This is a genomic window from Corynebacterium sp., from assembly GCF_030532325.1.
Lineage (GTDB): Bacteria > Actinomycetota > Actinomycetes > Mycobacteriales > Mycobacteriaceae > Corynebacterium.
In genome coordinates this window covers 1-22,822 of record NZ_JAUNLS010000009.1, presented here as the reverse complement: position 1 = coordinate 22,822, position 22,822 = coordinate 1, and the positions used below count along the sequence as shown (strand labels likewise).

Genomic DNA, 22,822 nt, shown 5'->3' with positions numbered 1-22,822 from the left:
TGCCATAGCTCACAGTAGATTTCTCAGAAAAGCGAGAAATTACATGCCAATCTGGCCGTTCTTGTTCCACACCACGACCACGGCCGGGCGCGGGGTGGTGTCGTCGCCGTCGGGCCAGTGGGAGGTGGGCTTGTCAAAGACGGCGTCGTCAGCCTCGCCCGGGTGCTGGACGTTGACCATGACGCGGTCGTTGTCCACGATCGGGCCACAGGTCTCGGCACCGGCCGGGACGGTGAGGAAGCACTTGAGCTCGCCGCGGGTGGGGCCCTCGGTGGTCACGGCGTAGAGGCCGTCGTTGGAGTCCAGCGCGTTGCCGTCGGTGGAGATCCACATGTTGCGGTGCTGATCAAAGGCCAGGTTATCCGGGCAGGAAATCGGGGAGACCTTGGACTTGTCAAAGCCGCCGAAGTAGGTGTTGGCCTCCTCCGGATCGCCGCAGACCAGGAAGAGATTCCAGGTGAACTTCTCACCGGCGTGGTCATCCTCGATCTCCATGACCATGCCGTTCTTGTTCTCCTTGATGGGTGCCCACTCCTTCGGCCCCTCCTTGCTCTTCTCGGCGTTCTCGCCGGTAGCACCGCGGTAGGAGTTGTTGGTGAGGGCAACGTAGACCTTGTGGGTGTCCGGGTGGACCTCCATGTCCTCCGGGCGGTCCATCTTGGTGGCACCCACCTTGTCGGCGGCCTCGCGGGTGAACACAGCGACCTCCTCGGCGCTCATGCCGTCCACGTGGGACTCGAACCTGTTGTTCTCCGTATCGGAGGTCAGCAGCTTGACCCACTTACCGGAGCCGTCGAAGGCGCCGTCCTCGGGCAGCACGCCGGAGCCATCGATCTCCTTCTCCGGGGAGTTGCCCTCCATGACCGCGACGTAGAGGGTGCCGTGATCCAGGATGGTGAGGTTGTGCTCGAGGTTGCCTTCCTCGTACTTCTTGGTGGAGATGAACTTGTAGATGTACTCGAAGCGGGAGTCATCGCCGGAGTAGCAGACCACGGTGCCGTCCTCGGCGATGTGGATGTTGCCGGCCTCGTGCTTGAAGCGGCCCAGCGCGGTGTGCTTGATCGGCGTGGAGTTCGGATCCAGCGGGTTGATCTCCACGATCCAGCCAAAGCGGTTGGGCTCGTTGGGCTCCTTGGCCACGTCGAAGCGCTCGTCAAAGCGCTCCCACTTGCGCTGGGACTCCTCGTCCTTGATGCCGAAGCGCTTGAGGGACTTCTTAGCCAGCTCATCCTTGACGTCGCCAGCAGCGAAGTACTGGTCAAAGTTCTCCTCGCCGGAGAGCATGGTGTTCCACGGGGTGATGCCGCCGGAGCAGTTGTTCAGGGTGCCCTTGACGGTCTCTCCCTTGGGGTCCTCCTTGGTCTTGACCAGGTCGGAGCCCTTAGCCGGGCCCGTGAGCTTGAATGGGGTGGTGGCGGTGATGCGGCGGTTGAGCGGGCCGAACTCGCGCTTGAGCTCGCCGGTGCCCTCCACTTTGGAGACCTCCAGGATGGTGTGGCCGTGGCCCGCCCAGCCGATCTTCACCTGCTCCTCGGTGGGGTTATCGGGGTCGTAGTCCGGGAACATCATCGGCTCGGTGGTGTACTCGTGGGAGCACACGTACACCAGGCGGTCCTTATCCTCCGGGTGCTCGATGAGGCCGGCGAAGTCATTGTTGAAGCCGAACTGGCGCTCGGCGTCGGCGGCCTTCTGGTTGTTGACGTCGAACTCCGGCGCGCCCTCGATCACCGGGTCGCCCCAGGCGATGAGCACGGACTGCTCGTAGCCTGCGGGGATGACCACCTTGTCCTCGGTGTTGGCCTTGACCGGCTCGAAGTTCATACCCTCGGCGGACTTCGCATCGCTTGCCGCGGCCCCCTCGGAGCCCGCTGCTGCCGACGTCGCGGCACCCGGGGTGGTCTCCTCCGCGGAGGAGCAGGCGGCCAGGGCGTAGGAACCGCCCACGGCGACCACGCTCAGGCCGCCGGCGCGCAGGGCGCTGCGGCGGGAGAACTGGTCACCGAAGTAGGCGTTATCGGAGGTGTTGTCACACTCGCCGAAGCAGGCGTTGCCGCACTTGTAGGTGCAGGTCAGGCTGGAACGGGAGGAAGAGAACATGGTGGACAGGAGATTGCGGCCTTTAAGCGCCATAACGATGTGCTCCAGAATCTATTGTTAACCTAGCGCCCCCACAAGGACGCGGCCGGAGGAAGAATCCGGCCGCGGGGAGGCATGCCTAACGGAGTCCGAAAGGGACCTTCCTAGGCAACCCCATCGATGTTGCGCATTCGTGGCCTAGGGGTGGCGCGCAAGTAAACAGATCGTGAAACTCAGCGTCGGTGTTGGTGTCACTCAGCGGAGGGGCGTGGAAGCCCACGCGGGCGCAACGCTCACGCTGAATACCGCGGTGAGCGCGGCATACGTTATCCTTGTCTGCGTGAGCGAGCAGAAGAATACTGAAGTAAACGACGTCCCTGAGCAGCTGCGCATCCGCCGCGAGAAGCGCGACCGCATGCTGGCCTCCGGCGTCGAGGCCTACCCGGTGACCATCGACCGCACTATTGGACTCAAGGATCTGCGTGCGCAGTTCCAGGTGGTACCCGAGGGCGAGGAGCCGGCAGGCGAGGAAGGCGTGACCTACCTGCGCGCCGGGGAAGAAACTGACGTTGAGGTGGCCATCGCCGGGCGCCTGATCTTCATGCGCAACACCGGCAAGCTGTGCTTTGCCACCCTGCAGGACGGCGACGGCACCCAGGTCCAGGCCATGCTCTCCCTGGCAGAAATTGGCGAGGAGCGCCTCGCCGCCTGGAAGTCGGACGTTGACCTCGGTGACTTCATCTCCGTGCGCGGCCGCGTCATCGCCTCCCGCCGCGGTGAGCTCTCCGTCATGGCCTCCGCGTGGACCATGGCCTCCAAGGCGCTGCGCCCGCTGCCGGTCTCCTTTGCCGAGATGAACGAGGAGACCCGCGTGCGCCAGCGCTACAACGATCTCATCGTGCGCGAGGATGCCCGCAAGAACGCCCTGACCCGCATCAAGGTGATGCGCGCGCTGCGCCACCACTTGGAGGATAAGGACTTCATGGAGATCGAGACCCCGATGCTCCAGACCCTGCACGGCGGCGCGGCGGCGCGTCCGTTCGTGACCCACTCCAACGCGCTTGATATTGACCTCTACCTGCGCATCGCGCCCGAGCTCTACCTCAAGAGGGCAGTGGTGGGCGGCCTGGACCGCGTCTTTGAGATCAACCGCAACTTCCGCAACGAGGGCGTGGATCGCTCGCACTCCCCGGAGTTTGCCATGCTGGAGATCTACGAGGCCTGGGGTGATTACAACGACATCGCTCGCACCATCCGTGAGGCCATCCAGGCCGTGGCCCTCAACGTCTTTGGCTCCCACACCGTGACGCTGGCTGATGGCACCGAGTATGACTTTGGCGGCGAGGAGTGGCCGGAGATTGAGATGTACCCCTCCCTCAACGAGGCCCTGGCCCGCAAGTTCCCCGGCCAGCCGGAGGTCACCGTCGATACCGATGTGGAGACCCTCAAGGGCATTGCCAAGGTCATCGGCCTGGACGTGCCGAAGGACGGCGGCTGGGGCCACGGCAAGCTGGTGGAGGAGATCTGGGAGCTGCTCTGTGAGGATCAGCTGGAAGGGCCGATCTTTGTCAAGAACTTCCCGGTGGAGACCTCCCCGCTGACCCGCCAGCACCGCTCCCAGCCCGGTGTCACCGAAAAGTGGGATCTGTACGTGCGTGGCTTCGAGCTGGCCACCGGCTACTCCGAGCTCATCGATCCCGTCATCCAGCGCGAGCGCTTCGAGGATCAGGCCCGCCTGGCCGCCGGCGGTGACGAGGAAGCCATGGTCCTGGATGAGGACTTCCTGGCCGCCATGGAGCAGGGCATGCCGCCGACAGGTGGCGCCGGCATGGGCATGGACCGCCTGCTCATGGCCCTGACCGGCCTGGGCATCCGTGAGACCGTGCTCTTCCCGTTGGTCAAGCCGGAGGCCAAGTAAGCGCTAGGCGCTCTACCATTGAGGGTATGACACACCGCCCTCTTTTCCTCTCCCTTCTCACCTCGGCAGCACTGCTGGCGGGGTGTTCCCCTTCTCCTACGGCTGAGACGGGCAAAGGAACCCTCCTTCGCGGCAGGGAGCAGCGGGCACGGCGGTGGGGCCTCGGAGAGCACGGCGCCGAGCAACAGCAAGTCTCCTCGGCCCACGGAGGGAGACTCGGGGATCCGTGAGCGCGATAAGGATGGCTTTAAGGTCGCGCCGAAGGCCCACTCCACCATCATCACCTATGGAGTTCAAAGCCCCGACGGGCGCGTGCGCTGCTTCGTGCAGGCCAATGAGAAAGCCCCGATCTGCGACGTCGACTACGCCGATCCGCCCTACGTGCCCCAGGTGGGCCTGCCGGAGTGGCGCGCCAACTCCGTGGGCTTTAGTGAATCCCGCGGCTTCTACCCTTCGGTGAAGATGGGCGGCGAGCCCGTCGACTACATCACGCTCAACGCCGGTGAGGCCGTGCGCATCGGGGACAAGGACTTCCTGGCGGATAAAGACGGCACCTTCTCTGTGAATTACGAAGGCCACCACTTCAAGGTCGCTGGCGGCGAGTACTACTCGGATACCTTCCCTCAAAAGCCCGACTCCACCGGCAAGGCCAGCCCCGGCACCATGTGCGGCGAAGTCACCCCGAGCGGCAACGAGCACGGCTGGGTCTACGCGGCGGCGGAGGGCACCAACTGCCCGGCCGGCCTCGAGGCGGCCAGCCAGTACGCCGCGGGTGGTTCGCGCCTGCAGGGCTCCTGGCAGTGCCGCACCGGGGTGCTGGAGGGCTGGCCCAAGGATTCCGAGCGCCGCCGGATGTGCACCAACGGCGAGCAGGCCGTGGTGATCTTCTAGGCGAGTGATTTTCTAGGTGCGGATACGCGTCTAGCCCCCGCACACCGGCAGGTTCAGCCGGGCGTTCTCCGCATCGGGGCCCCACACCAGGAAGGCCTCGGATTCGCCGTCCACGGCCATGAAGTAGGTGGGCTCATCCCCCTCGATTTCGTAGCTGTCCAGCTCGCAGGTGTCGTTGCCCAGGGTGACCGGGTCGAAGGAGGGCACGGCGGCGTCGCGGTCATCCACGCTGGCAAAGCCGGCGATGGCGTAGCTGAAGTCCTCACCCGTGCAGGAAATCTTGGCCACCTGGCCAGCTTCCGGCTCGCGGGAAGAGCACGTGGTGTCCCCAAAGCCGCTGTCGCCGCTGCGGTTGCCCACCAGCTGCGGGTAGGCATCCGCCAGCGCTTGCTCTTCGTCGCTCCAGGCCGGGCGGGACTTGAGGAACCACGCCGTGCCGCCGCCGGCGATGAGGATGACAGCTAGCAGCGCGCACAGCGCGATGATAGTGGCCTTGTTGGACTTCTTCTGCGGACCGCCCTCAGCGCCGTTGTTCGGGAACTGTTGCGGCTGTTGCTGCGGTTGCTGTTGCTGCTGCGGCGGCATGCCGTAGCCGAAGCCCTGGTTGGGGCCATACTGCTGGGGCTGTTGTTGCGGCGGCTGCTGCGGGCCCTGCTGGGGCGCGGGCTGCGGGCCTTGCTGCGGGGGCTGTTGTGGGCCCTGCTGCGGCGCGCCGAATTGCTGCGGCTGCTGGTTCTGCTGGTTGTGCTGGAACTGGTTGTTTTGCTGCGGGTTGGGGGAGCCGAAGTGGTGCTGGGCGTGCGGCTGCGGGGCCGGGGCGTTGACGCGCGGGATCTGCTGGGTGGTGTAGTCCTGCTGGCTGGGCCGGTGGGAGCCGCGCAGGGCGTCGAGCACCGCGCCGGCGGAGGAGTACTCCTGCTGCGCCAGCTGCGGGTGGGCGCGGCGCACGATCTGCGCAAACTGGCCCAGCACCTGGGACTTTTCCGCGCGCTGCGGCTGCGCACCGGCCGGGCCCGCGCTGGCCAGGTAGGCGCCCGTGCGATGGTTGGTTACGATGATGCGGTTGGGGTTGAGCGCATGTGCGGCAAACCCTGCCTGGTTCTGCCCCAGCAGGTAGTCCACCGCCTGGGCCAGCGGCCCGAAGACCGCCGTGGCCGCCTCCTGGTTGAGCCCACCGAGCACCGTGCCTAGCTGCTCACCCGGCAGCGCGCGGCGCACCAAGAACTCCTGGCCCTGGGCGGTGGTGCCGGTGCCCACCAGGGGAGCAATGTAGCGGTGGTGCAGCTGGCCGGCGGCCTGCGCCTGCTGCAGTGCGCCGCGGGTCTGCGGGGAGAACAGCTCCACGAGGAACTGCTCGCCGGCGGGGTTTTCCGTGAGGAAGAGTGTGGACTCGTTGGACTCATCGAGCACCGCACGCTGGTTCAGGTTGTGCTGGGTGCGGAAAAACTCGGGCAGGGAAGTCACGGGCTACATCCTTCATGCGATAGAGATGAGTGCTTGTCAATGCACCTATCTTAAAGGTCACAGTGGTCTAGGCAACTTTATTGCGGGGCTATTGCCTGCTTTTATCCGAATAATTAACCTATGGGGCATGTATCTCGCAGAAGCATTGGCGGAGCGCGCCGAGGCGCAGGCCCGCATCCACGAGCTCAAGGAGCGCCTGCGCCAGACCGCCCGCATCCAGGAAGGCGACGAGCCCGCGGAGGATCCGCAGGCCCTCCTCAAGGAGATTGAGGCCATCTATCAGCGGCACCGCCAGCTGGTGCGCGCCATCAACGCCACCAACGCGGCCACGGAGTTCGACGGTGCCACGCTTGCCGACGCCCTCATTGAGCGCGACAACCTCCTCCAGCGCCGCCGCTTCTACACCGAGCTTGCCGCCGCCTCTTCCACCCGGCAGGACCGCTACTCCCGCAACGAGCTGCGCTACATCTCGGTGCTCGACGTCAAGGAGCTGCACGCGAAGGCCGACCAGCTCTCCCGGGATTTCCGCAAGCTTGACACCCGCATTCAGCAGAAGAACTGGTTGACGGAAGTCCAGGGGCTCTAACAGAGCCGAGCAACAAAGCTAGAGAGAAACTAGCGGGAAAGCTAGAGGGAAAAGAAAACTGAAGAAAAGTCGGTACCTCGCGGAAGACGCGTTTCGGCCGAGCGTGAAAGGCACCCTTGGGCCTAGACACAAGGACCATGTAAGGCGCCCCCGCTTCAACGGGAGGGGCTGGCAGTTCGACTCTTGCCACATCATATAATCCCGTTTGTACGGATTACGCGATTATCAGGCGAAGAGCCGTGACGGAATATGGATTACTACCGTCACGCTGGGAAATGCCCGGAAGCGGGGGAGGGTTGGGTACGGGGACTTTAAATCGTCACACGGTGGCTGGGCGCCGCGGGTTTAGTACTCCGCAAAGTTCTGCACAGCCCACACCTTGCCCTGGGAATCGTAGGCAATGCCCACGCCCACGTGCGTGCTGTTGGGGTTCTGCATGTTCCTGCGGTGGCCGGGGGAGTTGTGCCACTGCTGGATGAGAGCATTGGCATCAGCGTCCTGGTAGTTCTGCAGCGCGTTCTCGGCGGCGCTCCTCCAGCCGCTGGGGTAGTAGTTAGCAAAGGCCGGGCGGTGGGAAAGCCGTTGGGTATCGCGCATCTGGTTGGCCCAGTCCTGCGCCAGATTGTTCAGAGCTGGCAGAGTCTTGAGCTGGCTCAGACCGTGCTGGGAGCGGTAGCGATTGAGGGCGTCGATCAGCTCGGCCTGGGTGACCCGGTGGGTGGTCGTGGAATTATTGGACTCTGGGGCGGAGTTGTTGGAGTCCGGGGTGAACGAGGAGTCGCTGTTGATGCCGTTGGTGCCGGTGATGATGCCGACGATGAGCATGATGAGAGTCAGCAGGGCGCCGAGAATCTGGGGGAGATCGCGGAAATTGAAGTTGATAGAGGGCATGGGTTTCCTGTTTTGTTCTCACCCTGTCCAGGGGCATAAACCACGCGGAGGGGGAGCCGGGGAGGTAGCCGCGGTACAGGGTGTGGGGGAGAGTAAAGAGCACATCCATTGTAAAGCATGGGGGTATCGGGGCTGTTCGCTACCGGCGTACAGTGCCCTGAGCTGGGTAAACGGGGTATTTGCCGGGAATGGGCGCAAAACCTGGGATGGCATGTCCGCGCTGCGCGTTAGAGTGGGTGACACATTAGTAGCGAAAGAGGTAAAGGCATTGTTCGAGAGGTTCACTGACCGTGCCCGCCGCGTCATTGTTCTGGCGCAGGAAGAGGCACGCATGCTTAACCACAACTACATTGGCACCGAGCACATCCTCCTGGGCCTGATCCACGAGGGCGAAGGTGTCGCAGCCAAGGCGCTGGAGTCGATGGGTATCTCGTTGGAGGATGTCCGCCGTGAGGTCGAGGAGATCATCGGCCAGGGATCCCAGCCGCACACCGGCCACATCCCGTTTACCCCGCGCGCCAAGAAGGTCCTGGAGCTCTCCCTGCGTGAGGGTCTGCAGATGGGCCACAAGTACATCGGCACCGAGTTCCTGCTGCTCGGCCTCATCCGTGAGGGTGAGGGCGTTGCTGCCCAGGTGCTGACCAAGCTCGGCGCGGACCTGCCGCGCGTGCGCCAGCAGGTTATCCAGCTGCTCTCTGGTTACGAGGGCGGTGGTGACGGCGATGGCGGAAACCAGAAGCAGGGTGGCGGCCCGGTGGGCGCTGGCGCCGCTTCCGGTCGCGGCGGCGCCGGCGGTGGCAGCGGCGAGCGCTCCAACTCGCTGGTGCTGGATCAGTTTGGCCGCAACCTCACCCAGGCTGCCCGTGACGGCAAGCTGGACCCGGTCGTGGGCCGCGAATCAGAAATCGAGCGCATCATGCAGGTGCTCTCCCGCCGCACCAAGAACAACCCCGTGCTCATCGGTGAGCCGGGCGTGGGTAAGACCGCCGTCGTTGAGGGCCTGGCCCTGGACATTGTCAACGGCAAGGTCCCGGAGACCCTCAAGGACAAGCAGGTGTACTCGCTTGACCTGGGATCCTTGGTGGCTGGCTCCCGCTACCGTGGTGACTTCGAGGAGCGCCTGAAGAAGGTGCTCAAGGAGATTAACCAGCGCGGTGACATCATCCTCTTCATCGATGAGATCCACACCCTGGTGGGTGCGGGTGCTGCCGAGGGCGCTATCGATGCCGCCTCGCTGCTCAAGCCCAAGCTGGCCCGCGGCGAGCTGCAGACCATCGGTGCCACCACCCTGGATGAGTACCGCAAGCACATTGAGAAGGACGCCGCGCTGGAGCGCCGCTTCCAGCCGGTCAAGGTGGAGGAGCCCTCCTTGGAGGACACCATCCTCATCCTCAAGGGCCTGCGCGATAAGTACGAGGCACACCACCGCGTCTCCTACACCGATGAGGCACTCAAGGCCGCGGCATCCCTGTCTGATCGCTACATCAATGATCGCTTCCTGCCGGATAAGGCCGTGGACCTGCTCGATGAGGCCGGTGCCCGCATGCGCATCAAGCGCATGACCGCCCCAGAGGGCCTGCGTGAGGTCGATGACCGCATCGCGGAAGTCCGTAAGGAAAAGGAAGCAGCCATTGACGCCCAGGACTTCGAGAAGGCCGCCGGCCTGCGCGATAAGGAGCGCAAGTTGGGTGAGGAGCGCGCTGAGAAGGAAAAGCATTGGCGCTCCGGTGACCTCGAGGAGATCGCTGAGGTTGGCGAGGATCAGATTGCTGAGGTCCTCGCGCACTGGACCGGCATCCCGGTTCTCAAGCTCACGGAGAAGGAATCCTCCCGCCTGCTCAACATGGAGGAGGAGCTGCACAAGCGCATCATTGGCCAGGACGAGGCCGTGCGCGCCGTCTCCCGCGCTATCCGCCGCACCCGCGCTGGCCTGAAGGATCCGCGCCGTCCTTCCGGTTCCTTCATCTTCGCTGGCCCCTCCGGTGTGGGTAAGACGGAGCTGTCCAAGGCCCTGGCTAACTTCCTCTTCGGCTCGGATGATGACCTCATCCAGATCGATATGGGCGAGTTCCACGATCGCTTCACTGCCTCCCGTCTCTTCGGTGCCCCTCCGGGATACGTGGGCTACGAGGAGGGCGGCCAGCTCACCGAGAAGGTTCGCCGCAAGCCCTTCTCCGTGGTGCTCTTTGATGAGATCGAGAAGGCCCACAAGGAGATCTACAACACCCTCCTGCAGGTGCTGGAAGACGGCCGCCTGACCGACGGCCAAGGCCGCATCGTGGACTTCAAGAACACCGTGCTCATCTTCACCTCCAACCTGGGTACCCAGGACATCTCCAAGGCCGTGGGCCTGGGCTTCAGCGGCTCCGCGGAGACTGACTCCGACGCCCAGTACGAGCGCATGAAGAACAAAGTGCACGACGAGCTCAAGAAGCACTTCCGCCCTGAGTTCCTCAACCGTATCGATGAGATTGTGGTCTTCCACCAGCTCACCCAGGAGCAGATCGTGCAGATGGTCGAGCTGCTCACCGGCCGCGTGGCCAAGCAGCTGGCGGAGCGCGACATGGGCATCGAGCTCACCCAGAAGGCCAAGGACCTGCTGGCCAAGCGCGGTTTCGACCCCGTGCTGGGTGCCCGCCCGCTGCGCCGCACCATCCAGCGCGAGATCGAGGACGCCTTGTCGGAGAAGATCCTCTTCGGCGAGATCGGTGCCGGCGAGATCATCACCGTGGACGTGGAGAACTGGGACGGCGAGTCCAAGGACAACTCCAAGGCCACCTTCACCTTCAGTCCGCGTCCGCGCCCGCTGCCGGAGGGAACCTTCGATGAGGCCACCGAGCTGGAGGACACCGAGGTGCGCGAGACCGAGGACACCCCGGCCGTCACCGACGGCTCCGAGGGGCCCGAAGGCACCGACGGCAACGGCCCCGAAACCGTAAGCCCTGACGTTCCCGAGAAGGGCGAGTCTGGAGAGGAGGACGGCGGCACCCCGCCGGCCGGCGCAGGCCAGCCGCTCTAAGCAGCCCGCCTGCCGTCGAGGCCCACGGCTAAGACACACGCCAGCACCCGAAAGGGGAGCTGGCGTTTCGTCGTTTCTGCGTTGCCTGCGCTGATTACATGCAGTTGCTGGGCGCGGGGACGTCGTGGAAGCGCTCGATGAGGTAGTCCAGGCCGCGCGGCATGGAGGAGAACATCGGCACGGCGTGGTTGGTGCCGGTCTTGGGCAGGATGTCCACGGGGTTGGTCGCCTCAAAGAGCACGGTGCCGCCCTGCGCGCAGTAGGCGCCGGCCATCATGCGGGCCTGCTCGTAGGGGATGAGATCATCGTGCGGGGAGTTGGCCACCATCATCGGGGCGTTGAGCGGATGCTGCCCCAGCTTTTGCTCGGCGAGCATGCGGGAGGCCGTCGGCTTGCGGCTGAGAAGCGCAGAGAAGGACTCGCCGCTCTTGGTCAGCTGCTCGGTGCGGGTAAAACCCCACGTGGCGGCGGAGTCGCTGACACAGGCGTGCGCGGCGCTGTTGAGGAACTGCCGCCCGCGGGCGTTCATCTCCGGGACGATCTCGTTGTAGAACTCCGCGCTGCGCGCCGAGTAGCCGTTGACGGCGTAGCCCAGCACGTGCGCAATCGCGGAGCCGTCCACCGCCTTCATGACCTGGTGGAGATCCGCCGGCGGGGCGCCAGCGTAGGTGCCCTTGACGTTGAGATCCGGCGCATAGCTGGCCGCGAACTCCGCGGCCGCGGCGGCAGCGCCGCCACCCTGCGAGTAGCCGGCAAAGCCCACCGGGGCATCCGGGCTGGCACCGGCGAAGCGGAGGCCGGCGCGGGCGGCGTCGAGAGTCGCATGTGCTTCCTCGATGTGGTTGACGTAGGTGTGGTAGCCGGGCGTGCCCAGACCGATGTAGTCCGTGACCACCACGCGGATGCCGCGCTCCGCGGCGGTCTGGAAGAAGGGGTACTCGTAGTTGGCGTTATAGGTCAGCTGCTTAGCCGGGCCCAGGGCGAAGCCGCTGGTCTGCCCGCCGGCGTTGGAGGGCGCGCACTGGTCACCAGCGCCGCGGGTGCCGGGCGCGAAGACGACGGTGGGGCGCTCACCGGGGCCGGACCACGGGGCGGAGGGCTCAAAGACCACCCCGCTGACGGTGGTGGGGCGCCCGTCCATGAGGGTGGAGGCGTAGTGGATCTTGGTGGCCGTGACCCCGCGGCTGGACCCGGGGTGGCTGGTGGGCCAGGAGCCCACCACGCTGCCCGGCTGCGCAGCGGGCGCGGGCTCGGCGGCTGGTGCTTGGGCGCTGGCCAGCGCGGGTGAGCACACCACAGCGGCGCTGAGACAGGCGCCGGCAAGGAGAGAATGAAGGCGTGAGAGAACTTTCATGAATCGATAGAGTAGCCCACCGCGTGCCGCTGCACGCTGGAATGCGGAGTGGGCAGGCCCTCCTGCGCTATGCTGGCCTGCATGGGTTTGCAATTTCGGAAACGCAAGAAGATCGGCAAAGACAGCTGGGTCAACGTCTCCGGCTCCGGCGCCTCGATGTCTAAGAAGATCGGCCCGGTGACCTTCAACTCCCGCGGCGGCGTGTGGGTCAACCTCCCCGGTGGCCTGACCTTTCGGGGTCGTTGGCGCAAATGAGCCCCCGCCCCAGCACCGACTATGTTCGTATGGGGTACGAAGCGGACGTCGTCCTGCGCCTGGGCATGATGCTCATGGGGGCAGGCACGTCCGGCTACCGGGTGCTGCGCGGCATGAAACGCGCCGCGCGCGCCTTGGGCTTTGACCGCCTCGACGCCAACGTGGGCGTCACCCAAATCACCTGCACCTTCCATCGCGGGCGCGACTTCCGCACGGTCGTCTCCCAGCAGCATTCGCCGGCTGTCGATGCCTCCCGCATCGAAGCCCTCGAGGATCTCACCCACCGTCACCTCTACTACGGCATGAGCGCCGAGGAGATCGACGGTATGCTCGACGAGATCGAGTCCCACGTGCGCAAGCGCTGGAGCGGCTGGGTGCTCGCGTTGGCCGCCGCCGTGGCCTGCGCGGCCTTTGCCGTGCTCAACTTCTTTCCGGCCTACGCCGTGGCACTGGTGGCGCTGGCCGCGGCCGGCGGGCAGGCCACCCGCTGGTGGCTGCAGCGCCGCCACGTGCACCAACTGGGCTGCATCGTGGCCGCCGGGACGGTGGCCAGCCTGCTGTATTTCTTCACCACGGAGCTCCTCGCCGCCCTCGAGTTGGCGGACCCAGCGGAGTTTTCCTCCGGCTACGTCGCCGCGGTGCTCTTCCTCGTGCCGGGCTTCCCGCTGTTTTCTGCGATCATCGACCTCGCGCGCTTCGACTTCGATTCCGGCCTCTCGCGCCTGACCTACGCGCTGACCGTCATCGTGGCCGCCACCTTCTCCGTGGCGGTGGTCAGCTGGTTCACGGATCTTGAGCCCACCCCGGCCGCAGCCCACCCGCGCCCCGAGTGGTTCGCCGCCGCCGCGGTGGCCAGCTTCGTGGGCATCGCCGGATTTGCCTTCCTCTTTAACTCCTCGCGGCGCATGGTGCTGGTGGCCGCGGCGGTAGGCACCGTGGCCAACATGGTGCGCCTGGGGCTTATCGAGGCCGGCTTTACCCACTACATCGCGGCCTTCATCGGTGGCCTGGTGGTGGGCCTGCTCGGCGCGGTGGCCGCGCGCAGCGCGCACCTGCCGCGCATCACCACCACGGTGCCGGCCTCAGTCATCATGATCCCGGGCACCTCGATGTTCCGCACGGTCTATCACCTCAACGTCGGGGACATGGACCAGGCGGTCAGCGATCTCGCCACCGCCAGCATGGCGGTGCTGGCCATCGGCTGCGGGCTCATCCTCGCCCGGCTGCTCACCGATAAAGACTGGGCGCTGGGCCACCTCATCGATTTCTCCCACCGCCAGACCACCAGCTAGTGGGGAAGGTGGAACAGGCCGGCGGAGTTTTGTTCCACGAGGCCGTCCTCAAGCAGCGAGGCCAGCGCCCGGGAGCGCTGCGCGGCGTCCTCTCACACCGCGTCGAGGGCGGACTGCGGCACGGGGTGCTCGGTGCCGCGGAGGACGTCGAGAAGCAAGCCACGCACCTGCCGGTCAGTGCCCACGAACTTCTGCACTCGCTTGCGCGCGCGGGTAGCTTCCTCCTCGCTGGGCTCCGGGCAGCCGGCCAGCTGCCACGCGCAGGATTCCTTGATGGGGCAGGCCGCACAGTCCGGATTCTTCGCGGTGCACACCAGCGCCCCGAGCTCCATGAGGGCGGCGGAAAAACGCGGCCCATTCTCCGCGGGCAGCAGGGCTTCGACCTCGGCGAGCTCCCGCTTGGAGGGCTGGGGCGCAAGAAAGTTGCCGTGCTCGGCGCGGGCCACCACTCGGCGCACGTTGGTATCGACCACCGGCACGTTGTGCCCGTAGTGGAAACACGCCACCGCGCGGGCGGTGTACTCCCCAACGCCGGGCAGGGCCAGCAGCTTGTCGACGTCCTCCGGCACCGGCCCCTCACCAATGACCCGCGCGCACTCCCACAGGCGCAGCGCGCGGCGCGGGTAGCCCAGCTTGCCCCAGGCGCGCAGCACCTCGGCGCGGGAGGCGGCCGCAAACTCCGCGGGCGTGGGCCAGCGGTGCATCCATTCCTCCCATACCGGGGCCACGCGCGCGACCGGGGTCTGCTGGCTCATCACCTCGCTGAGCAGCACGCCCCACGCGCTTGTGCCGGGGCGCCGCCAGGGCAGGGGGCGCTCGGCGCCATCGAACCAATCAAGTATTGCGCGGGTATCCATCGGTGTAAAGAGTCTACGGGTACGGGGACTATGCTGGGCATTATGCCTCTTAGTGATGTACCTCAAAATCCGCAGAAGGTGTGGGAGGCCCTCCAGGAGGGCAACCAGCGCCTGGTCAGCGGCAATCCTCTCTCTATCAACCAGGACGCGCGCCAGCGCGCCGCACTGACCAAGGGCCAGAACCCGCGCGTGATCGTGCTGGCCTGCTCCGATTCCCGTGCGCCCATCGAGCACGTCTTTAACATCGGCTTTGGTGATGCCTTTGTCATCCGCACCGCCGGCCATATCCTGGACCAGGCGGTCATGGCCTCCCTGGACTACGCCCTGGAAAACCTCAGCGCCAACCTCCTGGTGGTCATGGGTCACCAGAGCTGCGGCGCGGTGGGCGCGGCGGCGGACTTCCTGGATGAGAAGATGGGCCTGCCCACGGGCCTGCAGCGCCCGATCATCGAGCAGGTCGCGGTGTCTGCGCTGGCCGCCCGCCGCGACGGGCGTGATTCCCGCGAGGAGTTCGAGCGCGAGAACACCAAGCAGACGGTCTCCCAGATCATCGACGGTGTCCCGGCCGCGCGCAGGCTTCTCGACGCCGGCACGCTCGGCGTCGTGGGCCTGCGCTACCGCCTGGAGGATTCCGCGGTGGAGACCGTGGTGCTGCACGGCGTGAGCTAGTTTTGACACGCGGGCGCGGTGTGTGCGGGCCATGCACTGCGCCACCCGTAAACTAAAGGGCGTGACTGAACCGCAACGACACCCCAAAAAGCTGCCGCAGGAAATCTACGTGCGCCGCCGCGTGGCGGCGCTGGCGGCCCTGCTGGTGCTCGTTGTAGTGCTCATCGTGGCGGCCGTGGCGCTTTTCGGTGGCAAGGAGGAAAAGGCCGCGCCGACCGCCGCGGAGACCTCCACCCAGGCCGCCGCGCCGACCAGCTCCTCCGCGCAGCCCACGACGTCTACGGCTGCCGAGTCCTCCACCACGCAGGCGGCGGAGTCGTCTTCTGAGGCCGCCGCCTCCGAATCGGAGAGCACGCCCGCTGAGCCCTCCAAGGCTATCGATCCGGCGCGTACCACCTGTGACGTCAACGATCTAGAGATCGTCGCCAGCACCAGCCAGGACGGCTTCCAGCCCGGGGACCTCCCCTCCTTCTACATGGAGGCCTTCAACCCCACCGCGGCGGATTGCCAGATCAACCTCGATGAGCAGAAGCTGCGCTTTGAGGTCTACAAGATGGGCTCCAACGAGCGCATCTGGGCCGATACCGATTGCTACCCCTCGGTGCAGACCGGGGAGCTGACCTTCAAGTCCGGTGAGACCCGCCGCTTCCAAGCCGATTGGTCCCGCCTGCGCTCCGCGGAGGGCCAGTGCACCGACCGCGCCCCGGCCGAGCCCGGCCATTACTTCCTGCACACGGTGATCGGGGAGAACTACTCCGATGCCACCCCCTTCAACCTTTACTAGCGCCTAGCTCTCTAGCGCCGCAATGGCCTCTGCCAGCGTGGAGACCTGCTGCACGCGGATGCCGGGTGCCTCGACTTCGCCGCGGGGGACGATGGCGTGGCGATACCCCAGGCGGGCGGCCTCCGCCAGCCGACGGTCCAGGTTGGGCACCCGGCGCAGCTCGCCTGCCAGGCCCACCTCCCCGATGACCACCGTCTTGGGCGGCAGCGGTTTCTCGTGCAGCGAGGACCACGTGGCCAGCGCCACGGCGAGATCGGTGGCGGTTTCCACGATGCGCATGCCGCCGACGGTGGCCACGTAGGCGTCTTTATCGTTGGTGCGCTGGCCCGCGCGGGCCTGCAACACGGCCAGCACCATGGGCACACGGTTGGCATCCAGCCCCGTGACCACGCGGCGCGGGTTCTTGGCCACCGGATCCACCGTGAGGGCTTGAACCTCCGCCAGGATGGGGCGCACGCCGTCCATCGCCACGGTCACCGCGGAGCCATCCGGGGTGCTGCCGCGGTGCGAGAGGAAGAGGCCGGAGGGATCCGCCACCTCACGGATACCGGCAGAGGTCTGCTCAAAGCAGCCCACCTCATCGGTGGCGCCGAAGCGATTCTTCATGCCGCGCAGCATGCGCAGGGAGGATTGGCGGTCGCCCTCGAAGTTGAGCACCACGTCCACCAGGTGCTCCAGTACACGGGGGCCTGCCACGTTGCCGTCCTTGGTCACGTGCCCCACCAGCAGCACCGGGATGCCCGTGGTCTTGGCCAGGGTGGTCAGCGCGGCGGTCACCGCCCGGGACTGGGCCACGCCGCCGGCCACGCCCTCCACGCCCGCGGCGTGCATGGTCTGCACAGAGTCCACGATGATGAGGCTGGGCTTGAGCTGCTCGACGTGCCCGAAGACCACGTCCAGGTTGGACTCCGCGGCTAGGTAGAGGGTCTCGTGCAGCGCGCCGGTGCGCTCCGCGCGGGCGCGGACCTGGCCAGCGGACTCCTCCGCGGTCACATAAAGCGCGGTGCGCCCCAGCTGCGCCCAGCGGGAGGCCACCTCCAGCAGCAGGGTGGACTTGCCCACGCCCGGCTCCCCGGCCATGAGCACCACGGAGCCGGGCACGATGCCGCGGCCCAGCACTCGGTCAAGCTCCCCGATGCCCGTGGTGAGGCTGCTGGTGGCGCTGGCCGCCACGGCGGTGATGGGCTGCGCCGGGCTGGTGGGGGTCAGCCCCTTGCTCAGTTGCCCGCTCACCGCGGCCTGGGCGGCGGAGCCGGTGGGCGCGGGCGCGGATTCCTGCAGCGTGCCCCACGAGCCGCACTCGGGGCAGCGGCCGAGCCACTTGGGGGAGACAAAACCGCACTCGGAGCAGGTGTGGACGGGACGGGACTTTTTAGCCATGGCTCTAAGACTAAGACACCGCCAGGACATCGACAGTAAAAGAGCCCCCGAACAGCGCCGATGCTGGCTGCTGCGGGGGCATAAAAGCGTGCGGGTGCGCGGGGCTTAGTGGGACTGAGCGCTTTCAGTGGTGTAGCCCTCGGTGGAGGTGGCGTCACGGTTGAACTGGCCGGACTTCAGCGGGGTGGCGGAGACCGGGGCGTTGAACTCGATGGTGCCGTTGGAGAACTCGAACTTCACCGGGCGGGCGCCGGAGTAGCCAAAGTCCTGGTTCTCCAGGGAGGTGGTCACGTAGGTGACGTTCTTGTTCTTCTTGTCCATCGGCATGGCCTCGAGGTTCTCGGCGGAGTCAGCCACCAGGGACTGATCACGAGCAATCGGGGTAGCGCCGGTGAGGACGACCTCCTGGCCATCAACAGTGACGGAATCCAGGGTGACAGCGCTGGTCTCGTAACCGGAGTTAACTGCGGCGAACTTCAGGGAGGTCTTGCCGGAGTCCGGCTCGACCTGAATGGTGACGTCGCGGACGGCCACCTTGCCGTCTTCGGTGCTGGCAAAAGAGCCGTCAACCGCAGCAACCTTGTCCGAGGTCTGGGTTACATGACCTGCCGAGCAGGAAGCCAGCGCCAGCGCGGAGAGGGCGGTAACGGACATAATGGCACCGCGACGGGCGGCGGACTTCAGGGACTGCACTTTGAGTGTCCTCCATCAGATTGCGATCACAAAGCTTATCAACGCTTTAGCCTAGTCCCTTTGGGGCGCAAGTACACAGTTTCCAGATAACCCCTGGGACAGCAGGCGGGGTAGTACGGGGGTAGTCTTTCCCGGCCAGGCTGAGGCTCTGCTTTGCGCGGATCGCGCCATGCTAGAATCGATCCCCTGTATATACGCCCACCAGTGGATCCACAAAGGAGTGGCAATGGAATTTAAGGTCGGAGAGGTCGTCGTCTACCCGCACCACGGTGCAGCCAAGATTACGGCAATCGAAAACCGTGAGATGGGTGGCGAGACCCTGGAGTACTTGGTGCTTCAGATTAACCAGTCTGACCTCGTCGTCCGCGTGCCCTCCAAGAACGTCGAGATGGTTGGCGTGCGCGACGTCGTGGGCAAGGAGGGCCTGGAAAAGGTCTTCTCCGTGCTGCGTGAGGTTGACGTTGAAGAGGCCGGCAACTGGTCCCGCCGCTACAAGGCCAACCAGGAGCGCCTGGCCTCCGGCGACATCAACAAGGTGGCCGAGGTCGTGCGCGATCTCTGGCGCCGCGATCAGGACCGCGGGCTCTCCGCCGGCGAGAAGCGCATGCTGGCCAAGGCCCGCCAGATCCTCGTCGGCGAGCTGGCGCTGGCCAAGCCGGTCGATGAGAAGAAGGCCGACACCATGATGGAAGAAATCGACGCCACCATTGAGCGCCACCGCGCCGCCGGCCTGGTGGATGACAAGTCCGTGACCACCGACGTGGACAACGACATCGATCTCGATGACCTCTCCTTCGACGACGAAGACTAGAAAGCACGTCGTCGCGCTCATCGCGGCCGCGGGGATGGGCACGCGCCTAGGCGCGCAGGTGCCCAAGGCCTACGTGGGCCTGCACGGGCGCACCCTGCTGGAGCGCTCCGCGCGCGCGATGGAAGAGTCCGGGATTGTCGATAGCCTCGTGGTCACCGTCAGCCCCGAGATGGAGGCCCTGGCCCGCGACATCCTCGACGAGCTCCGCCTGCCCATCACCTTCGTGCACGGTGGCGGCGAGCGCGCGGATTCTGTGTGGGCGGGGCTGCAGGTCGCTGCCACACAGGGCGTGGACGATGCCGTGGTGCTCATTCACGACGCCGCCCGCGCGCTAACCCCGCCTGCGATGATTCGGCGGGTGGCCGAGGCCGTGCTGGCGGGCGCGCCCGCCGTCATCCCGGTGCTGCCGGTGGCGGACACCATCAAGGTGGTTCGCCCTGCCGCAAAATCTCCCAGCCAGGGCGGCGTGGTGGTCTCCACCCCGGACCGCTCCCAGCTGCGCGCGGTGCAAACCCCGCAGGCCTTCGACCTGGCCACCCTCACCCGTGCCAACCAGGCCTACTTCTCTGGCCAGCAGGACTTCACCGCCACCGACGACGCCAGCCTCATGGAATGGTTCGGCGTGCCCGTGCGCACCGTGGAGGGGGATCCCCTCGCCTTCAAGATCACCACGCCCATCGACCTCACGCTGGCTAGCGCGATCCTCGATAACAACGCACTTGACCTCTAAGTTCGACCCTAAGGAACCCGCCATGATCATCCCGCGCGTAGGCATTGCCACCGACGCCCACCAGATCGAGCCCGGCAAGCCCTGCTGGATCGCTGGCTTGCTCTTCGAGGACGTCGACGGCTGCGAGGGCCACTCCGACGGGGACGTGGTCAGCCACGCTCTTGTCGACGCCCTCCTCTCCGCCTCCAACCTCGGCGACCTCGGCTCCTTCGTCGGCGTGGGCCGCAAGGAATACGACAACGTCTCCGGCGAGCGCCTGCTGCGCGAGTGCCGCGAGCTACTGGAATCCCACGGCTTTGTCATCGGCAACGCCGCCGCCCAGCTGGTGGGGCAGAGCCCCAAGATGGGCCCGCGCCGCGAGGAGGCAGAGAAGGTGCTCAGCGAAATCCTCGGTGCGCCGGTCTCCGTCTCCGCCACCACCACCGATCACCTGGGCTTTACCGGGCGCAAGGAAGGCCGCGCGGCGGTGGCCACGGCGGTGGTGTGGCGTCCTTTAGAATGAGACGGGTGAGTAGCTTACGCATTTTTGACACCGCCACCCGTACCCAGCGCGAGTTCGTGCCCGTCCGGGAAGGACACGCGTCCATCTACCTGTGTGGTGCCACCCCGCAGGCCCAGCCCCACATCGGACACCTGCGCTCCGGCGTAGCCTTCGACATCCTGCGCCGCTGGCTCCTGGCCCAGGGCCTGGACGTGGCCTTCGTGCGCAACGTCACCGACATCGACGATAAAATCCTCACCAAGGCCGCCGAGAACGGCCGCCCCTGGTGGGAATGGGTCTCCACCTACGAGCGCGAGTTCACCAAGGCCTACAACACCCTCGGCGTGCTGCCGCCCTCGGTGGAGCCGCGCGCGACGGGCTTTGTCACCCAGATGGTCGAGTACATGCAGCGGCTTATCGACGCCAACTTTGCCTACGCCGCCGAAGGCTCCGTCTACTTCGACGTGGCCGCCTGGAACGCCGCCGAGGGCTCCGACTACGGCTCGCTCTCCGGCAACCGCATCGAGGAGATGGAGCAGGGCGAGGACCCCGAGGACCTCAAGCGCGGCAAGCGCAGCCCCCAGGACTTCGCCCTGTGGAAGGCCGCCAAGCCTGGCGAGCCCTCCTGGCCCACCCCTTGGGGCCGGGGGCGCCCCGGCTGGCATCTCGAGTGCTCGGCCATGTCCACCTACTACCTCGGCGCCAACTTCGACATCCACTGCGGCGGGCTGGACCTGCAGTTCCCGCACCACGAGAACGAGATGGCGCAGTCCCACGCTGCGGGCGACAAGTTTGCCAACTACTGGATGCACAACCACTGGGTCACCATGGCCGGGGAGAAGATGTCGAAGTCCCTGGGCAACGTGCTCTCCATTAACAACATGCTGGAGCTCGTGCGCCCGGTGGAGCTGCGCTACTACTTGGGCTCCGCGCACTACCGCTCGGTGCTGGAGTACTCCGAGGCCGCACTCACCGAGGCCGCCGCGGGCTACCGCCGCATCGAGGACTTCCTCACCAAGTTCGAGGACGTCGAAATCGGCGAGTGGACGTCCGCCTTCGAAGAGGCCATGAACGACGACATCGCCGTGCCCAAGGCGCTGGCGGAGATTCACAACACCGTCCGCGCGGGCAACAAAGCACTTTCGCTTGGCGACGCCCCCACCGCCCTCCAGCTCGCCTCCTCCGTGCGCGCCATGGCCGCGGTGCTGGGCTTTGATCCCTTGGATGAGGGGTGGAAAGATGGGGCGTCGGAAAGCATGGCGGACGCAGCCCTGGACGCACTGGTCCAGGCGGAGCTGGAACGCCGCACCCACGCCCGCGCGGAGAAGGACTGGGCCACCGCGGACGCCGTCCGTGACCGTCTCGCCGCCGCAGGCATCACGATCACCGACACCGCCGACGGGCCTACCTGGTCCTTAGCGGACAAGCACTAAGGAAGAGTTTCATGGCACGTACTCACGGGCGCGGCGGCGCAGGGCCGCGCAAGAGCAACAAGAAGGGCGCCACCAAGGGCTCCGGCGGGCAGATCCGCAAGGGCCTGCAGGGCAAGGGGCCCACGCCTAAGGCGGAGGACCGCATCTACCACGCCAAGCACAAGGCGAAGAAGCTGCGCGAGCGCCGCGATTCCGGGCGCCACGTCAAGGAGACCGCGGAGATGGTCGTGGGCCGCAACCCCGTGGTGGAGTGCCTGCACGCCAAGGTGCCGGCCACCTCGCTCTACATTGTGCAGGGCACCCGCAACGATAACCGCCTCTCGGAGGCCGTGGCGATTGCCAACTCCCGCAACATCCCCATCCTCGAGGTCCCGCGCCACGAGATGGACCTCATGACCGGCAACGGCATGCACCAGGGCATCGGGCTGCAGATTCCGCCCTACAAGTACGCGGAGGTCCACGAGCTGATGGACCGCGTGCGCGAGTCGGAGGAGCCCGGCATGTTCGTGGTGCTGGATAACATCACCGACCCGCGCAACCTCGGCGCGGTGATCCGCTCGGTGGCGGCCTTTGGCGGCCACGGCGTGATCATTCCGGAGCGCCGTTCGGCCTCGGTGACGGCGGTGGCCTGGCGTACCTCGGCGGGCACGGCCGCGCGCCTGCCGGTGGCCCGGGTGACCAACGTGACGCGCACCGTGCAGGAGTTTCAGAAGGCGGGCTACCAGGTGGTGGGCCTGGACGCCGGTGGGGAGCACACCCTGGATTCCTACCAGGGCGGTACGGACCCGGTGGTCATCGTCATCGGTTCCGAGGGCAAGGGGATTTCCCGCCTGGTGCGGGAGAACTGCGATGTCATCATGTCGATCCCGATGACCCCGTGGGTGGAGTCCCTCAACGCCTCCGTCGCGGCGGGCGCGGTGCTCTCGGAGTTCGCGCGGCAGCGGCGCGCGGCCGCCGACTAGCCCCTGTGGATAACTCCGCACATCGCGTGAGTTATCCACAGTTTTGCCTCTCGCGCAGATTTTTCTCTGGTGCGTGCTTGACGGCTGTCTTTAGCCTCGGGGTCATGAACGAACAGTTAGAGGCGTATCTCGCCGCGCAGGCCGCGGGCATGGCCATCATCCAGGGCGCAGCCGGGCTATCGGCCGCCCAGTTGGAGGAGGCCGGCTGCAGTAAGCGCGAAGCCGAAGAGTTGGTGCATTTAGCTCAGGTCTACTTCGGGCCGACCAGATACACGA

General features: G+C 66.2%; 19 protein-coding genes and 1 pseudogene. 13 read left to right on the top strand and 7 right to left on the bottom strand.

From position 1 onward, the window contains the following. Positions 1–39: 39 nt before the first annotated feature. Positions 40–2,130 (bottom strand): PhoX family phosphatase, encoded by a 2,091-nt coding sequence (locus tag Q4E25_RS06370; RefSeq protein WP_303155292.1) that lies wholly within the window; start codon positions 2,128–2,130, stop codon positions 40–42. 286 nt (positions 2,131–2,416) lie between these two features. On the opposite strand from Q4E25_RS06370, the gene lysS reads away from it, so the two are divergent. Beyond that, a complete protein-coding gene (lysS, locus tag Q4E25_RS06365; protein WP_303155290.1) occupies positions 2,417–3,994 on the top strand; it encodes a lysine--tRNA ligase in 1,578 nt (525 codons plus the stop codon). 312 nt (positions 3,995–4,306) lie between these two features. Continuing rightward, complete coding sequence (locus Q4E25_RS06360; protein ID WP_303155289.1) at positions 4,307–4,885, top strand: hypothetical protein; 579 nt, start codon at positions 4,307–4,309, stop codon at positions 4,883–4,885. A 30-nt stretch (positions 4,886–4,915) separates the two neighbouring features. On the opposite strand, the gene Q4E25_RS06355 is transcribed toward Q4E25_RS06360, so the two are convergent. Further along, positions 4,916–6,349: a serine/threonine protein kinase gene (locus Q4E25_RS06355; protein ID WP_303155287.1), complete on the bottom strand. Its 1,434-nt coding sequence runs from the start codon at positions 6,347–6,349 to the stop codon at positions 4,916–4,918. A gap of 127 nt (positions 6,350–6,476) precedes the next feature. Here Q4E25_RS06355 and Q4E25_RS06350 point away from each other — a divergent pair, with 127 nt between their 5' ends. Continuing rightward, positions 6,477–6,935, top strand: coding sequence for a DIP1984 family protein (locus Q4E25_RS06350; protein ID WP_303155284.1), 459 nt, complete (start codon positions 6,477–6,479; stop codon positions 6,933–6,935). A 345-nt stretch (positions 6,936–7,280) separates the two neighbouring features. On the opposite strand, the gene Q4E25_RS06345 is transcribed toward Q4E25_RS06350, so the two are convergent. Further along, positions 7,281–7,826, bottom strand: a complete 546-nt coding sequence (locus Q4E25_RS06345; protein WP_303155282.1) for a CAP domain-containing protein — start codon at positions 7,824–7,826, stop codon at positions 7,281–7,283. Between the two features lie 268 nt (positions 7,827–8,094). On the opposite strand from Q4E25_RS06345, the gene Q4E25_RS06340 reads away from it, so the two are divergent. Then, on the top strand, positions 8,095–10,845 hold the full coding sequence (locus Q4E25_RS06340; protein ID WP_303155280.1) for an ATP-dependent Clp protease ATP-binding subunit: 2,751 nt from the start codon (positions 8,095–8,097) through the stop codon (positions 10,843–10,845). Positions 10,846–10,939: 94 nt separating this feature from the next. On the opposite strand, the gene Q4E25_RS06335 is transcribed toward Q4E25_RS06340, so the two are convergent. After that, positions 10,940–12,199: a lipase family protein gene (locus Q4E25_RS06335; RefSeq protein WP_303155278.1), complete on the bottom strand. Its 1,260-nt coding sequence runs from the start codon at positions 12,197–12,199 to the stop codon at positions 10,940–10,942. A gap of 81 nt (positions 12,200–12,280) precedes the next feature. On the opposite strand from Q4E25_RS06335, the gene Q4E25_RS06330 reads away from it, so the two are divergent. Both Q4E25_RS06330 and Q4E25_RS06325 read left to right on the top strand, forming a co-directional pair. Further along, a complete protein-coding gene (locus Q4E25_RS06330) occupies positions 12,281–12,454 on the top strand; it encodes a DUF4236 domain-containing protein (protein WP_303155276.1) in 174 nt (57 codons plus the stop codon). A gap of 29 nt (positions 12,455–12,483) precedes the next feature. After that, positions 12,484–13,746, top strand: a complete 1,263-nt coding sequence (locus Q4E25_RS06325; RefSeq protein ID WP_303155273.1) for a threonine/serine exporter ThrE family protein — start codon at positions 12,484–12,486, stop codon at positions 13,744–13,746. Here the strand turns inward: Q4E25_RS06325 and Q4E25_RS06320 are convergent. Beyond that, a pseudogene (locus Q4E25_RS06320) lies at positions 13,743–14,603 on the bottom strand (A/G-specific adenine glycosylase). The gene Q4E25_RS06325 and the pseudogene Q4E25_RS06320 sit on opposite strands and share 4 nt — an antisense overlap. 42 nt (positions 14,604–14,645) lie before the next feature. Here Q4E25_RS06320 and Q4E25_RS06315 point away from each other — a divergent pair. Next, the gene (locus tag Q4E25_RS06315; RefSeq protein ID WP_303155271.1) at positions 14,646–15,272 is read left to right on the top strand and encodes a carbonic anhydrase; all 627 of its coding nucleotides are present in this window, start codon (positions 14,646–14,648) and stop codon (positions 15,270–15,272) included. Positions 15,273–15,333: 61 nt separating this feature from the next. Continuing rightward, entirely contained in the window at positions 15,334–16,056 is a 723-nt protein-coding gene (locus Q4E25_RS06310; protein WP_303155269.1) for a hypothetical protein, read from the top strand. A 3-nt stretch (positions 16,057–16,059) separates the two neighbouring features. Here the strand turns inward: Q4E25_RS06310 and radA are convergent, their stop codons facing one another. Next, positions 16,060–17,436, bottom strand: a complete 1,377-nt coding sequence (gene radA, locus Q4E25_RS06305; RefSeq protein WP_303155268.1) for a DNA repair protein RadA — start codon at positions 17,434–17,436, stop codon at positions 16,060–16,062. 105 nt (positions 17,437–17,541) lie between these two features. Further along, a complete protein-coding gene (locus Q4E25_RS06300; protein WP_303155267.1) occupies positions 17,542–18,129 on the bottom strand; it encodes a hypothetical protein in 588 nt (195 codons plus the stop codon). Between the two features lie 226 nt (positions 18,130–18,355). Here Q4E25_RS06300 and Q4E25_RS06295 point away from each other — a divergent pair, with 226 nt between their 5' ends. From Q4E25_RS06295 to rlmB, 5 genes are read left to right on the top strand one after another with little or no spacing between them, the layout of a single operon-like run. Further along, complete coding sequence (locus tag Q4E25_RS06295) at positions 18,356–18,940, top strand: CarD family transcriptional regulator (RefSeq protein ID WP_303155265.1); 585 nt, start codon at positions 18,356–18,358, stop codon at positions 18,938–18,940. Next, positions 18,912–19,670, top strand: coding sequence for a 2-C-methyl-D-erythritol 4-phosphate cytidylyltransferase (ispD, locus tag Q4E25_RS06290; RefSeq protein WP_303155263.1), 759 nt, complete (start codon positions 18,912–18,914; stop codon positions 19,668–19,670). The genes Q4E25_RS06295 and ispD overlap by 29 nt, the downstream gene beginning before the upstream one ends. Before the next feature lie 22 nt (positions 19,671–19,692). Further along, positions 19,693–20,172: a 2-C-methyl-D-erythritol 2,4-cyclodiphosphate synthase gene (gene ispF, locus Q4E25_RS06285; RefSeq protein WP_303155260.1), complete on the top strand. Its 480-nt coding sequence runs from the start codon at positions 19,693–19,695 to the stop codon at positions 20,170–20,172. Beyond that, the gene (gene cysS / locus Q4E25_RS06280) at positions 20,169–21,584 is read left to right on the top strand and encodes a cysteine--tRNA ligase (protein WP_303155258.1); all 1,416 of its coding nucleotides are present in this window, start codon (positions 20,169–20,171) and stop codon (positions 21,582–21,584) included. The genes ispF and cysS overlap by 4 nt, the downstream gene beginning before the upstream one ends. Before the next feature lie 11 nt (positions 21,585–21,595). After that, positions 21,596–22,546: a 23S rRNA (guanosine(2251)-2'-O)-methyltransferase RlmB gene (gene rlmB / locus Q4E25_RS06275; RefSeq protein ID WP_303155256.1), complete on the top strand. Its 951-nt coding sequence runs from the start codon at positions 21,596–21,598 to the stop codon at positions 22,544–22,546. Positions 22,547–22,822: the final 276 nt, after the last annotated feature.